This window comes from Pseudomonas sp. LA5 (assembly GCF_028640825.1).
GTDB lineage: Bacteria > Pseudomonadota > Gammaproteobacteria > Pseudomonadales > Pseudomonadaceae > Chryseomonas > Chryseomonas aestiva.
Map to the genome: position 1 here is coordinate 265,711 of NZ_JAQYZY010000019.1, position 14,507 is coordinate 280,217.

The 14,507-nt window shown below is 62.4% G+C and carries 12 protein-coding genes; 1 reads left to right on the forward strand and 11 read right to left on the reverse strand.

The features are described from left to right. Nucleotides 1-4: 4 nt before the first annotated feature. The 5 genes from PVZ72_RS03425 to sdhC all read right to left on the reverse strand — a co-directional run bounded on the left by PVZ72_RS03425 (nucleotide 5) and on the right by sdhC (nucleotide 6,262). Nucleotides 5-2,836: a 2-oxoglutarate dehydrogenase E1 component gene (locus tag PVZ72_RS03425; protein WP_133859674.1), complete on the reverse strand. Its 2,832-nt coding sequence runs from the start codon at nucleotides 2,834-2,836 to the stop codon at nucleotides 5-7. Between the two features lie 185 nt (nucleotides 2,837-3,021). Continuing rightward, a complete protein-coding gene (locus PVZ72_RS03430) occupies nucleotides 3,022-3,726 on the reverse strand; it encodes a succinate dehydrogenase iron-sulfur subunit (protein ID WP_007159253.1) in 705 nt (234 codons plus the stop codon). A gap of 11 nt (nucleotides 3,727-3,737) precedes the next feature. After that, complete coding sequence (gene sdhA / locus PVZ72_RS03435) at nucleotides 3,738-5,510, reverse strand: succinate dehydrogenase flavoprotein subunit (RefSeq protein WP_133859675.1); 1,773 nt, start codon at nucleotides 5,508-5,510, stop codon at nucleotides 3,738-3,740. A gap of 3 nt (nucleotides 5,511-5,513) precedes the next feature. Continuing rightward, a complete protein-coding gene (gene sdhD / locus PVZ72_RS03440; protein ID WP_133859676.1) occupies nucleotides 5,514-5,882 on the reverse strand; it encodes a succinate dehydrogenase, hydrophobic membrane anchor protein in 369 nt (122 codons plus the stop codon). Then, nucleotides 5,876-6,262, reverse strand: a complete 387-nt coding sequence (gene sdhC, locus PVZ72_RS03445; protein WP_026083585.1) for a succinate dehydrogenase, cytochrome b556 subunit — start codon at nucleotides 6,260-6,262, stop codon at nucleotides 5,876-5,878. The genes sdhD and sdhC overlap by 7 nt, the downstream gene beginning before the upstream one ends. A 347-nt stretch (nucleotides 6,263-6,609) precedes the next feature. Between sdhC and gltA the strand changes: the two genes are divergently transcribed. After that, nucleotides 6,610-7,890, forward strand: coding sequence for a citrate synthase (gene gltA, locus PVZ72_RS03450; protein ID WP_017638893.1), 1,281 nt, complete (start codon nucleotides 6,610-6,612; stop codon nucleotides 7,888-7,890). Nucleotides 7,891-8,025: 135 nt separating this feature from the next. Here the strand turns inward: gltA and PVZ72_RS03455 are convergent, their stop codons facing one another. From PVZ72_RS03455 to ppsA, 6 genes are all read right to left on the reverse strand, one after another. Then, complete coding sequence (locus PVZ72_RS03455) at nucleotides 8,026-9,081, reverse strand: OmpA family protein (RefSeq protein ID WP_187978798.1); 1,056 nt, start codon at nucleotides 9,079-9,081, stop codon at nucleotides 8,026-8,028. Nucleotides 9,082-9,181: 100 nt separating this feature from the next. Then, nucleotides 9,182-9,766: an RNA polymerase sigma factor SigX gene (sigX, locus tag PVZ72_RS03460; protein WP_007159259.1), complete on the reverse strand. Its 585-nt coding sequence runs from the start codon at nucleotides 9,764-9,766 to the stop codon at nucleotides 9,182-9,184. A 55-nt stretch (nucleotides 9,767-9,821) separates the two neighbouring features. Further along, nucleotides 9,822-10,646 carry a mechanosensitive ion channel family protein gene (locus PVZ72_RS03465; protein ID WP_158895487.1) on the reverse strand — a complete coding sequence of 275 codons (825 nt, stop codon included), beginning with the start codon at nucleotides 10,644-10,646 and terminating at the stop codon, nucleotides 9,822-9,824. After that, entirely contained in the window at nucleotides 10,647-10,910 is a 264-nt protein-coding gene (locus PVZ72_RS03470; protein WP_133859679.1) for a CrfX protein, read from the reverse strand. 48 nt (nucleotides 10,911-10,958) lie between these two features. Beyond that, nucleotides 10,959-11,960, reverse strand: coding sequence for a zinc transporter ZntB (locus PVZ72_RS03475; protein ID WP_273861218.1), 1,002 nt, complete (start codon nucleotides 11,958-11,960; stop codon nucleotides 10,959-10,961). A 151-nt stretch (nucleotides 11,961-12,111) separates the two neighbouring features. Continuing rightward, on the reverse strand, nucleotides 12,112-14,481 hold the full coding sequence (gene ppsA, locus PVZ72_RS03480) for a phosphoenolpyruvate synthase (RefSeq protein ID WP_273861219.1): 2,370 nt from the start codon (nucleotides 14,479-14,481) through the stop codon (nucleotides 12,112-12,114). Nucleotides 14,482-14,507 lie beyond the last annotated feature (26 nt).

Genomic DNA, 14,507 nt, shown 5'->3' on the forward strand with positions numbered 1-14,507 from the left:
CGAATCAAACGGAGAAAGCATCGTTCAGCAGTTTTTCCTGCTGCTCGGCGTGCATGGAGGCATAGCCACAGGCCGGTGCGGCGGACGCATCGCGACCGGCGTATTCCAGACCCAGGCCCTGCTTGTAGGCGGACACGGCGCGACGCATGTGATGCTGGCTGCAGTACCAGGCACCCTGGTTCATCGGTTCTTCCTGGCACCAGACCACGCGCTCAAGGTTCGGATAACCGGCCAGTACCTCGGCCAGATCGTCTTCCGGGAACGGATAGAGCTGCTCCAGACGCACGATGGCGATGTCCTGGCGATTCTCGCTGCGGCGCTTTTCCAGCAGGTCGTAGTAGACCTTGCCGCTGCACAGGACCAGGCGCTTAACCTGCTGGGCATCGATCTGATCCAGCTCGTTGATCACGGTCTGGAACGAACCATGGGCCAGGTCTTCCAGAGTCGAGATGGCCAGCTTGTGGCGCAGCAGCGACTTGGGCGTGAGCACCACCAGCGGCTTGCGCAGCGGGCGGATCACCTGACGACGCAGCAGATGGTAGATCTGCGCCGGCGTAGTCGGTACGCAGACCTGGATGTTCTGCTCGGCGCACAGTTGCAGGTAACGCTCCAAGCGAGCCGACGAGTGCTCCGGACCCTGGCCTTCGTAGCCATGGGGCAGCAGCATGGTCAGGCCGCAGAGACGACCCCACTTGATCTCGCCGCTGGTGATGAACTGGTCGATGACCACCTGGGCACCGTTGGCGAAGTCACCGAACTGGGCTTCCCAGACCACCAGCGCATTAGGCGTGGTGGTGGCATAACCGTATTCGAAGCCCAGCACCGCTTCCTCGGAGAGGAAGGAGTCGTAGATCTCGAACGACGGCTGGTCTTCGGCCAGGTGCTGCAGGGGCACGTAGGGTACGGCGTCCTTCTGGTTGTGCAGCACCGCGTGACGGTGCGAGAAGGTGCCACGGCCGACGTCCTGACCGGTGATGCGGATCGGGTGGCCTTCGTGCAACAGGGTGGCGTAGGCCATGGTCTCGGCGAAGCCCCAGTTCAGGGGCAGACCGCCAGCAGTCATCTTCTGGCGGTCTTCGAGGATCTTGCCGACCTGACGCTGGACCACGACGCCTTCCGGAACCTGCAGCAGCTTGTTGGCCAGGTCCTGCAGGGTCTTGAGGTCGAAGCCGGTGTCGTGCCGGGCGGTCCAAGCGTGGCCGAGGTAGGGTTTCCAGTCGACGAACAGGTCGCGATTGGGTTCCTTGACCAGGCTGGCCACGACGTGACGGCCCTCGTCGAGGGCGCCGCGGTAGGCTTCGAACTGCGCCTGGACCTGCTCGGCGGTGACCACGCCGGCCTGGGTCAGGGCATCGGCGTAGAGATCGCGGGTGGTGCGCTGCTTGGCGATCTGCTGGTACATCAGCGGCTGGGTGCCGCTCGGCTCGTCGGCCTCGTTGTGGCCGCGACGGCGGTAGCACACCAGGTCGATGACGATGTCACGCTTGAACTGCATGCGGTAGTCGACCGCCAGCTGGGTGACGAACAGCACCGCTTCGGGATCGTCGCCGTTCACGTGGAAGATCGGCGCCTGGATCATCTTGGCGACGTCGGTGGCGTACTCGGTGGAGCGCGCGTCTTCCTGGCGGTTGGTGGTGAAGCCCACCTGGTTGTTGATGACGAGGTGCAGGGTGCCGCCGGTCTTGTAGGCGCGGGTCTGCGACATCTGGAAGGTTTCCATGACCACGCCCTGGCCCGCGAAGGCCGCGTCGCCGTGGATGGCGACGGGTACGACCTTGTCGCCGGAGCGATCGCCGCGGCGATCCTGGCGGGCACGTACCGAACCTTCCACCACCGGAGAGACGATCTCCAGGTGCGAAGGGTTGAACGCCAGCGCCAGGTGGACTTCGCCGCCCTGGGTCATGACGTTGGAGGAGAAGCCCTGGTGGTACTTGACGTCACCGGAGCCCAGCTCGACCAGCTTCTTGCCTTCGAATTCGTCGAACAGGTCGCGCGGGTTCTTGCCCAGGGTGTTGACCAGCACGTTCAGGCGGCCACGGTGGGCCATGCCGATCACCAGCTCCTTGACGCCATAGGAACCGGAACGCTGGATGATCTCGTCGATCAGCGGAATCAGGCTCTCGCCCCCTTCCAGGCCGAAACGCTTGGTGCCCGGGTACTTGGTGCCCAGGTACTTTTCCAGGCCTTCGGCGGCGGTCAGGCGCTCCAGCAGATGGGTGCGGACTTCAGGGGAATACTGCGGGCGGCCACGGACGCTTTCCAGGCGCTGCAGGAACCAGCGGCGCTCCTCGGAATCGACGATGTGCATGAACTCCGCACCGACCGTGCGGCAATATGTCTCTTGCAGCGCATCCCTGATTTCACGGAGAGTTGCCTCCTCTTTGCCGATGAACAATTCACCGGTGCGGAATGTGGTATCCAGATCGGCATCGGTCAACCCATAGTGGTTGAGCAGCAGATCGGCAGGCGGCTGACGCTTCCACAGACCCAGGGGATCGAGCTGGGCAGCCTGATGGCCCTGCAGACGATACGCCTGGATCAGACGCAGGACTTCGACCTGCTTCTTCTCGTGTTCGGAACTGACGGTACCGGCCGAAACCGGTTGAGCTCGCCGCTGGTTCTTGCCCAACAGCACGAAATGGTCACGGATCGCGGAATGCGCGACGTCCGGCGAATTGCCAGTGACCGCAGGCAGCTTCTGGAAGTAGGTGCGCCACTCTTCCGGCACAGCGTTGGCATCGTGCAGAAACAGCTCATAGAGCTCTTCCACATAGGCAGCGTTACTGCCGGACAGGTGAGCGCTGTCCCACAGTTGCTGCATCTGACTTTCGTGCATCTAGTTCACCCCTTCGGCAGAGATAGCATCAGCCGATAACCAGTCTCGACGCGAGACCTGGCCTCCCTACGGCTGCGCCAATGCCCGGATGCTGTTCCGGGTATCCCTGAATGGACATTGGTTGAATCAAGCTATCGAGGTCGCTAACGAACCCGCCCGGCACAACTGGCCGGGCGGGACGTGGATCAGGTACCGCTCTGCAGCAGCATCGCCCGCACATGGCCAATGGCCTTGGTCGGGTTCAGCCCCTTGGGACAGACCGCCACGCAGTTCATGATCGACCGGCAGCGGAACACGCTGAACGGATCGTCCATGGCCGCCAGACGTTCCTGGGTCTTGGTGTCACGACTGTCGGCCAGGAAGCGATAGGCCTGCAGCAGCGCGGCGGGGCCGAGGAACTTGTCGGGGTTCCACCAAAAGGACGGGCAGGACGTCGAGCAGCAGGCACACAGGATGCACTCGTACAGACCATCGATCTTCTCGCGGTCTTCCGGGCTCTGCAGGCGCTCGATGGCCGGGGCCGGAGTCTCGTTCTGCAGGAACGGCTTCACCTTCTCGTACTGCTTGTAGAAGATGCTCATGTCGACGACCAGGTCACGGATGACCGGCAGGCCGGGCAGCGGGCGCACGACCAGCTTGTCGTTCTTGACCACGGCCGACAGCGGCGTGATGCACGCCAGGCCGTTCTTGCCGTTGATGTTCATGCCGTCGGAGCCGCACACACCTTCGCGGCAGGAACGACGGTAGGAGAAGCCTTCATCCTGCTCTTTGATCAGAGCCAGGACGTCCAGCACCATGAGGTCCTTCCCACCGGTATCGACCTGGAACTCCTGCATGGACGGCAGGCCGTCCTGATCCGGGTTGTAACGATAAACGCTGACTTTCAACATGGTGGTCACCTTTAGTAAGTCCGAACCTTGGGTTCGAACATCGGTACGGTCTTGGGCGCGAAGTTGACTCCACGCTTACTGACCCGCTTTTCACCGGGGAAATAGAGGGTGTGGCACAGCCAGTTCTCGTCGTCACGCTCTTCGAAGTCTTCACGGGCGTGAGCACCACGGGACTCCTTGCGGTTCTCGGCAGCGATGGCGGTTGCTTCGGCCACTTCCAGCAGGTTCTGCAACTCGAGCGCCTCGATACGGGCGGTGTTGAAGCCCTGGCTCTTGTCGTTGATCTTGACCTTGGCGATGCGCTCGCGCAGATCGGCCAGCTCGGCGATGCCCTTCTGCATGTACTCGCCGGTGCGGAACACCCCGAAGTAGTTCTGCATGCAAGTCTGCAGCTGCTTGCGCAGCGTGGCGACGTCGTCGCCAGTGGTCCGCTCATTGACGCCGGACAGACGCTGCAGCGAGGCTTCCAGGTCGCTTTCCGAAGCACCGCGGTGCTCGATGCCGTCCTTGAGCGCCTTCTCCAGATGCAGACCGGCCGCACGACCGAAGACCACCAGGTCCAGCAGCGAGTTGCCACCCAGGCGGTTGGCGCCGTGCACGGACACGCAAGCCACTTCGCCCACGGCGAACAGGCCTTCGATGATTCTGTCGTTGCCGTTGGCGTCCTGAGTGATGGCCTGACCATGAATGTTGGTGGCGATGCCGCCCATCATATAGTGGCAGGTGGGGATCACGGGCACCGGCGCGACGACCGGGTCGACATGGGCGAAGGTCTTGGACAGTTCGCAGATGCCGGGCAGACGGCTGTGCAGCACGTCTTCACCCAGGTGGTCCAGCTTCAGCAGCACGTGGTCGCCATCCGGACCGCAACCGTTGCCGGCCAGCACTTCCTTGACCATGGAACGGGCGACCACGTCGCGACCGGCCAGGTCCTTGGCGTTGGGCGCATAGCGCTCCATGAAGCGCTCGCCGTGCTTGTTGATCAGATAGCCACCCTCACCACGGCAACCCTCGGTGACCAGCACCCCGGCGCCGGCGATGCCGGTGGGGTGGAACTGCCACATCTCGATGTCCTGCACCGGCACACCGGCGCGCAGCGCCATGCCGACGCCGTCACCGGTGTTGATCAGGGCGTTGGTGGTGGAGGCATAGATACGGCCCGCACCGCCGGTGGCCAGCACGGTGGCCTTGGCCTTGACGTAGACGGTCTCGCCGGTCTCGATGCAGATGGCGATGACCCCGACGATGACGCCGTCCTGGTTCTTCACCAGATCCACGGCGTACCACTCGTTGAGGAATACCGTGTTGTTCTTCAGGTTGCCCTGATAGAGGGTGTGCAGCAGGGCGTGACCGGTACGGTCGGCCGCGGCGCAGGTCCGCGCGGCCTGGCCGCCCTTGCCGTAGTCCTTGGACTGGCCGCCGAAGGGACGCTGATAGATGCGGCCCTGCTCGGTGCGGGAGAACGGCAGACCCATGTGCTCGAGTTCGAAGACCGCTTCCGGGCCTACGGAGCACATGTACTCGATGGCGTCCTGGTCACCGATGTAGTCCGACCCCTTGACGGTGTCGTACATGTGCCAGCGCCAGTCATCGTTCGGGTCGGCCGAGGCGATGGCGCAGGTGATGCCGCCCTGGGCGGACACGGTATGGGAACGGGTCGGGAAGACCTTGGTGATCACCGCGGTCTTGTGACCGGACTGGGCCAGTTGCAGCGCTGCGCGCATACCGGCGCCGCCGCCACCTACGATAATGGCATCAAACGAGATATGACGAATTGTGGACATAGATCAAACACCCCAGAAGATCTGCACGCCCCAGACGAAGAACGCGAACATCGCGAACCCGCATACCGCCTGGAACAGGAAACGCACGGCGGTAGCGCCCTTGCCGATAGCCATGGTGGTCAGGTAGTCGGTGGAGATGGTCCACATACCAACCCAGGCATGAACGCAGACGGACACCAGCGCCAGCAGGCTGAAGATGCGCATCAGGGTGTGGGAGAACAGGCCGTGCCATTGCTCGAAGGTGAGCCCTGGGTGAAGGATCAGGTAGCCGATGATAAAGAGGAAGTAGACCGCAAGGACGACTGCCGAGACCCGTTGAGCCATCCAGTCGTAGAGACCGGAACGCGAAAGATTGGTGACGTTAGTTACCATACCCAAACCCCTGCCAGAATGATCAGAACTGCGGAAATGACCAGCACAAGCTGCGCACCCAGCTTGCCACCCTGCAGGGTTTCGCCGGCGCCACCATCCATGATCAGGTGCCGGATGCCGGCGACCAGATGGTAGAGCAATGCAGACAGCAGACCCCAGATCACGAGCTTGACCAGCGGATAGGCCAGAAAAGCTTTCACTTGGCCGAAGCCTTCCGGACTGCCCAGGGACAGGTGCAGGCCATAAAGCATGACTGCAATGCCGAGGAACAGGATGACGCCGGAGATACGGTGAAGAATCGAGGTATAAGCTGTGATAGGTAGTTTGATGGTCCTGAGATCTAGGTTTACAGGTCGTTTGCTATTCACGGCTTCTTTCACACTGAGGGCCCAATTGCGGTCGGGCTAGTTATAGGAGATTCCACATCTGCTACACGCTTCCTGTTGGAAGCGTCTCGACCGCTCGGCATCAGCTCGCCGACCCGGTACGGTCGGGCGAGAATTATAGACAGTTAGCCTACTCATGACAAACGCGGATGCCCGATTCCGACGTCGCCAGCTGATATTCAGAAGCCTGCGTGTTAAGGTCTTTTCGCCGCACAATCCGCCCAGAAAGAGCCTTTAGGGTGATATTTTCGTAAATTGACTTTCAAATTTATCCCTCTATAGTGGGCGAGGCCCTGAGTGGAGGGTTTATTGATGATTTCAAAGCAAAATAAGGAGGCCTAATGGCTGACAAGAAAGCGCAGTTGATCATCTCGGGAGCGGATCCGGTTGACCTGCCCGTTATGTCCGGCACCCTTGGCCCGGACGTGATCGATGTTCGCAACCTCACCTCCACTGGTGTGTTCACCTTCGACCCGGGCTTCATGTCCACTGCCTCGTGTGAGTCCAAGATCACCTATATCGATGGTGACAAGGGCATCCTGCTGCACCGGGGCTACCCGATCGAGCAACTGGCGGAGAAATCCGACTATCTCGAGACCTGTTACCTGCTGCTCAAGGGTGAATTGCCGAACGCGCAAGAAAAGGCGCAGTTCGTTGACACCATCAAGAACCACACCATGGTTCACGAGCAACTGAAGAACTTCTTCAACGGCTTCCGCCGCGATGCGCACCCCATGGCGATCATGTGCGGTGTGGTCGGCGCCCTCTCGGCCTTCTACCACGACTCCCTGGACATCACCGATCCGCAGCACCGCGAGATTTCGGCGATGCGCCTGATCGCCAAGATGCCGACCCTGGCAGCCATGGTGCACAAGTACTCCATGGGTCAGCCGATGATGTATCCCCGTAACAACCTGGGATACGCGGAAAACTTCCTGCACATGATGTTCAACACCCCGTGCGAGGAAAAGCCGATCAGCCCGGTGCTGGCCCGCGCCATGGATCGCATCTTCATCCTGCATGCCGACCATGAGCAGAACGCCTCCACCTCTACCGTCCGCCTGGCCGGTTCGTCGGGCGCCAACCCCTTCGCCTGTATCGCTGCCGGTATCGCCGCCCTTTGGGGCCCGGCGCACGGTGGCGCGAACGAAGCGGTACTGAAGATGCTGGACGAGATTGGCGATGTGGCCAACATCGACAAGTTCGTGGCCAAGGCCAAGGACAAGAACGATCCGTTCAAGCTGATGGGCTTCGGCCATCGCGTCTACAAGAACTTCGATCCGCGCGCCACGGTGATGAAGCAGACCTGCGACGAGGTCCTGGCCGAGCTCGGCATCAACGATCCGCAGCTGGAACTGGCCATGCGCCTCGAAGAACTGGCTCGCAAGGACCCCTACTTCGTCGAGCGCAACCTCTACCCGAACGTGGACTTCTACTCCGGCATCATCCTCAAGGCGATCGGTATCCCGACCAGCATGTTCACCGTGATCTTCGCCATGGCGCGGACCGTCGGCTGGATCTCGCACTGGCAGGAAATGCTGTCCGGTCCCTACAAGATCGGCCGGCCGCGCCAGCTGTACACCGGCGTTGCCCAACGCGACATCTCGGACGATCGCGGCTGATCGATCCGCCAGTAAGAACCCCGCTTCGGCGGGGTTTTTTATGCCTGTAGCACCTTGATCGAAGTCGGGCGCGAGAAACGTCAGGCATGAAAAAGCCCGCACTAGGCGGGCTTTTTCGAGTCTGGATCAGGCAGCTTACTTGGCCTGAGCTTCGACTTCGGCTTCTACGCGACGGTTGACAGCGCGACCGGCTTCGGTGGCGTTGTCAGCAACCGGGCGGGATTCGCCGTAACCAACAGCATTCACGCGGCCGCCCTGCACGCCGTACTGGTTAACCAGGACGTTACGCACGGCGTTGGCACGACGCTCGGACAGCTTCTGGTTGTAGGCGTCGGTGCCGACGGAGTCGGTGTGACCTTCAACGGTGGTCGAGGTCTGCGGGTACTGCTGCATGAAATCAGCCAGGTTCTTGATGTCGGCATAGCTGTTGGGCTTGACCACGGCCTTGTCGAAATCGAATTTCACGTCCAGCTCGACGCGAACGGTTTCGGCAGCAGCCGGGCAGCCGGTAGCGTCAACGGTGACGTTGGCCGGGGTGTTCGGGCACTTGTCGACGTTGTCGCAGACGCCGTCGTTGTCGGAATCGGTGCAGACGTCAGCAACGGGGGCCGGAGCCGGAGCCGGAGCGACTTCTTTCTTGGTGGAACCACCGAAGTTCAGACCAACACCTACAGCAGCGCTCCACTCGGTGTCGCCGTAGTCGATGTTGTAGTTAGCTTGCACGCCGGTACGGGCATACAGGTTCTCGGTGAAGTAGTACTTCAGGCCGGCACCCAGGTTGGCGTAGGTGGAGCGATCACGACCACCTTCGTTGATGTCACGGTTGCTGATGGACTGGTGAGCGAAGCCACCGGACACGTACGGACGCAGGCCGACGCCGGGCTGACCGAAGTGGTAGTAGGCATCCAGAGCGGCCAGGCTGCCCTTGATGTTCTTGTGACCCAGGTCGTGGTCGCCACGGGCGTTGTGGTACTCACCGTAGGACAACGCCAGCTCAACGTCATCGGTCAGGAAGTAGCCAACGGAACCGCCGTACAGGTCAGCGTTGGTCATGTTGCGCTGGCTGTCGGTGAACAGACGGCTGCCGAACAGCTCGGTCTCGACGGCGCCTTGACCTTGTGCCAGGGCGCTCAGCGAGGCGCTTGCCAGCAGGGAGCCGATAACGACGCCCAAGGTGCTCTTCAGTTTCATCCTTTGTATCCCCATTTTAGTGGTACTAATTCCGGCAATCTCCGGAGGCTTCGACAACAAGTTTTCGTGAAGTTCAAAAACTTACGACCGACACATCCGGTCAGCCCTCAACTTCAGCTGCGAACTTGTCACGCAGTTTGTCGAGTGCCCGCTTGTACCGCATCTTGGTGGCGCTGAGGCCCATGTGCATGATGTCGGCGATCTCCTGGAACTCCAGCTCGGCGACGAAGCGCAGCACCAGAATCTCCCGATCGACCTGACCCACATGGACCAGCCAGCGATCCATCCCTCCCTTCTCTTCCAGCTTCGGCGCCCGTTCCTCGGAGGCTTCCTCCATCGGATCCAGACTTAATGCCTCTACCAGCCGCCGCTTGCGACGTTCCTTGCGGTACTGAGTGATGCACTCGTTGTAGGTGATGCTGTACAGCCAGGTCTTGAATTTCGATTTCCCCTCGAAATTCTTCAAACCGTAAAGCACCTTCAGCATGATCTCCTGGCAGACATCGTCTGCATCCCGGTCGTTCCCCAGGTAGCGGGCGCAGACGTTGAACAGGGTGCGCTGATAACGGCGCATCAGTTCTTCGTAGGCTCGCGTCACGTGGAAGAGTTCACCATGCGCGCGCTGGACCAGCTCTTCATCACTGAGCGTAGTCGGGTCGTAGGCATGAGGGGCAGGCTTGTTCAAGACGGAGTTGGCTACCAAAAAGTGGCGGGCATGATAGCCATCTCCGCGGCGCCTGTCAGCGGCTGCGCACCTGAGCCTCCAGTAATAGACGGTTCGGAACCGAAACGATATCGCCCTCCTCGGTCATGATGAGGGTCTTGGCGGTCCCGATTTCCTCGATCTCGCCTTCGACGTCCGCCAGGGTCACCCACTGGCCGACTTCGTAGAGTTCGCGCACATAGATGCCGGCCAGAATCTGCGACACCAGCCCCCGACTGCCCAGACCCAGGGCCAGGGCGGCGGCCAGGGCGAAGGCGGTCAGCACGATGGCGATGACCAGGTTCAGCAGCTCGGTCTTGATCTCCAGCTGACCGACCGCGACCGAAATCGAAATGATGATGACCAGGCCCTGGGCCAGGCGCCCCAGCCCCGCGGCGTAATCCAGGCCGACACCCTCGGCGGCGCCGTGGACCAGGCCACTGACCAGTTGCGCCAGCAGCACGCCAACGATGAGCACCAGGGCGGCACCAAAGATCTTGGGTACATAGAGCGCCATGACGTCCAGGGTGGAGGACACGCGCTGCAGACCCAGGGATTCGGCGGCCGACACCAGGAACACCAGCAGGACAAACCAGTAGACGATCCGGCCGATCAGGGTGGTGACCGGGATGCGGATGCCGATCTTGGCCAGCTGCTTGGTCACACCGGCACCGGCAAGGATACGATCCAGGCCGAGCTTGGCGAGGACCTTCGACAACACGGTGTCGAGAATCTTGGCGACGGCGAAGCCGGCGAGGATCACCACCAGGGCGCCGAAGACGTTGGGGATGAAACCGGCCACCTTGCTCCACAGGGTGGTCATGGCGGACAGCAGACTCTGGGTCCAGATATCGAATTCCATCTACTTCAGGATCTCCGGGGAAGATTCGCTACGCCGGGTGCGACGTGAGCGCGGCTTCAGATGAGGGGCACCGTTGCCCAGCGCCAGCAGCAGCACCGATACCCAGTGCCGCCCGATCAGATCGAACAGCGCACCCGCGCCCACCTGGCGGTTGGCGGTCTTGAGCACGCGGTGCAATCGCGCCTGGTCATCGCCCTCCTCGTCCTGAGCGTTGGCCGGGGTATTGAGGAGCGCCTTGAGGGACGCTTCGAAAGGATCGTGCATAGGCACCTCGCTGGTCGTTTCCTCTTGACGCAACGAGGTGGAGGCGGGTCACAGCCAGCGCAGTCGGCGAAACAGCCAGACCTGGAAGATCGACACCGCCGCGATCAGCAGGCAGGCGGCCACGAAGCCGAAGGGAGACGACGAACCTGGCAGGCCGCCCATGTTCATCCCCAGCAGACCGGTGATGAAGCTGATGGGCAGGAAGAAGCCGGTGATGATGGCCAGCAGATAGAGGGTGCGATTGGTCTTTTCCGTGGTCGCCCGCTGTTCGGCGTCCTGCAGCAGCGCCACCCGCTCGCGCATGACCTCGAGTTCTTCCAGGTTGCGCACCAGGCTGTTGTGCAATTCGCTCCAGTACCCCTGACTGGCCGCCTCGACGAACCAGGCGGGCTTGCCGCGGGCCAGATCGCCATAGATGTCGCGCTGCGGGGCCAGGTAACGGCGCAACCCGGTCGCGCGACGCCTGAGGGTGAGCACCTGGGCATGGTCGGGCAGGCTGTTCTCGTCCTGGTCGACCTGCTCTTCGAGACCATCGAGCTGGTCGGACAGGCCGCGCACCAGGTCATCGACCCGGCTGGTCATGTAGCTGGCGAGATAGAGCACCAGTTCCTCGGCGCTCTGGGCGCCGATGCCCGCTTCCAGGTCTTCCTGGACTTCGGCGGCAGCCTTCATGGGTCTCATGCGCAGCGAGATCACCCGGCGTTTGTCGACGAATACCCGCAGCGACACCATGTCTTCGGGCACGGCGCCAGGATTGAGGTTCACCCCGCGCAGGAACAGCAGCAGGCTGTCGTCGGGCTGATTGACCAGCCGCGGGCGGGTCGCCTCCTCCAGCAGCAGGTCACAGGCGAATTCGCTCAGGCCGCTGGATTGCCGGAGCCAGGCCTGGGCTTCGGGAACGCTGCGATCCCAGTGCAGCCAGAGCACCTCGCCGGGGCTCGGCTCGGCCTCGGCCAGTTCCCGGCGGCTAAGGCGTCTTCCGCCGCCACGGCCATCGAGGAGATAGCCATAGATTAGACCCTGTTCCACATCGCTGTCGTACTGCTGCATCTGACGTCTCTTGCAGGGATCGCGACCGCTTCCGGTCAAGCGCTCCGGCAAAGGCGGCCCTGAACAGGGCGCAGGCGCCACCTTCGTGGGGAATGAGGGAATTAATCCTGGAAAGGCTCACCCCGCCTGCCAGGCGGGGTGAGTCCTGGGATCAGGCGTTGCCTTCAGCCAGGAAGAACCAGGTGTCGAGCACGGAATCAGGGTTGAGCGAGACGCTCTCGATGCCCTGCTCCATCAGCCACTTGGCCAGGTCCGGGTGATCCGAGGGACCCTGACCGCAGATGCCGATGTACTTACCAGCCCGGTTGCAGGCGGCGATGGCATTGGCCAGCAGCTTCTTGACCGCCGGATTACGCTCGTCGAACAGGTGGGCGATGATGCCGGAGTCGCGATCCAGGCCCAGGGTGAGCTGGGTCAGGTCGTTGGAGCCGATGGAGAAGCCGTCGAAGTGCTCGAGGAACTCGTCCGCCAGCAGGGCGTTGGAGGGCAGCTCGCACATCATGATCACGCGCAGGTCGTTCTCGCCGCGCTTGAGGCCGTTCTCGCCGAGCAACTCGACCACCCGTGCCGCCTCGTCCAGGGTGCGCACGAAGGGCACCATGAGCTCGACGTTGGTCAGGCCCATCTCTTCGCGCACCTTCTTCATGGCGCGACATTCCAGCTCGAAGCAGTCGCGGAAATTCTCGCTGATGTAGCGGGAGGCACCGCGGAAGCCCAGCATGGGGTTCTCTTCCTCGGGTTCGTAGAGCTTGCCGCCGATCAGGTTGGCGTACTCGTTGGACTTGAAGTCCGACAGGCGCACGATGACCTTTTTCGGCCAGAAGGCGGCTGCCAGGGTGGCGACCCCTTCCACCAGCTTCTCGACATAGAAGCCGACCGGATCCGAATAGCCGGCGATACGCTTGTCGACGCTTTCCTTCACCTCGAAGGGCAGGCTGTCGTAGTTCAGCAGCGCCTTGGGGTGCACGCCGATCATGCGATTGATGATGAATTCGAGGCGCGCCAGACCCACGCCGGCGTTGGGCAGCTGGGCGAAATCGAAGGCACGGTCGGGGTTGCCGACGTTCATCATGATCTTGAACGGCAACTCGGGCATGGCATCCACCGAGCTCTTGCGGATGTCGAAGTCCAGCTCGCCTTCGTAGATCAGGCCGGTATCGCCCTCGGCGCAGGAGACGGTGACGGTCTGGCCTTCCTTGAGCAGGCTGGTGGCATTGCCGCAGCCGACCACCGCCGGGATACCCAGCTCGCGGGCGATGATGGCGGCGTGGCAGGTACGACCGCCCCGGTTGGTGACGATGGCGCTGGCGCGCTTCATCACCGGCTCCCAGTCGGGGTCGGTCATGTCCGAAACCAGGACATCGCCGGGCTGGACGCGATCCATCTCGCTGACGTCGCGGATGATCTTGACCTTGCCGGCGCCGATGCGCTGGCCGATGGCACGGCCTTCCACCAGCACCTGGCCCTTGTCCTTGAGCAGGTAGCGCTCCATGACGGTGACGCTGGCCCGGCTCTTCACGGTTTCAGGACGGGCCTGGACGATGTAGAGCTTGCCGTCGTCGCCGTCCTTGGCCCACTCGATGTCCATCGGCCGTCCATAGTGGCGCTCGATGATCAGCGCCTGCTTGGACAGTTCGGTGACCTCGGCGTCGGTGATCGAGAAACGCGCGCGATCCGCGGGCTCGACATCGACGGTACGGACCGAGCGGCCGGCCTTGGCTTCTTCGCCATAGACCATCTTGATCGCCTTGCTGCCCAGGTTGCGTCTGAGGATGGCCGGGCGACCGGCTTCCAGGGTGGGCTTGTGGACATAGAATTCGTCCGGGTTCACCGCGCCCTGCACCACGGTCTCGCCCAGGCCATAGGCGGCGGTGACGAAGACCGCATCGCGGAAGCCGGATTCGGTATCCAGGGTGAAGAGCACGCCGGCGGCGCCGGTTTCCGAACGCACCATGCGCTGCACGCCGGCGGACAGGGCGACCAGCTTGTGATCGAAGCCCTGGTGGACGCGGTAGGCGATGGCGCGGTCATTGAAGAGGGAGGCGAAGACTTCCTTGGCCGCGCGAATAACGTTGTCGACGCCGCGGATGTTGAGGAAGGTTTCCTGCTGGCCGGCAAAGGAGGCATCCGGCAGGTCTTCGGCGGTCGCCGAAGAGCGCACGGCCACGGCGAGATTGGGGTTGCCTGCCGAGATCTCGGCGAAGGCCCGGCGAATCTCGGCGTCCAGGCGCTCGGGGAAGGGTGCATCCATGACCCACTGGCGGATCTGGGCGCCAGTCTTGGCCAGGGCGACGACGTCGTCGACATCCAGGGCATCGAGGGCGGCGTGGATACGCTCGTTCAGCCCGCTCTGCTCAAGGAAATCGCGATAGGCCTGGGCCGTGGTGGCGAACCCGCCCGGCACGGAGACGCCCGCGTTGGCCAGGTTGGCGATCATCTCGCCGAGAGATGCGTTCTTGCCGCCCACGCGCTCGACGTCGTGTACGCCAAGCTGCTCCAGTGAAATTACATACTCGTCCAAGGTCTTCTCTCCATCTTGTGTCTTTG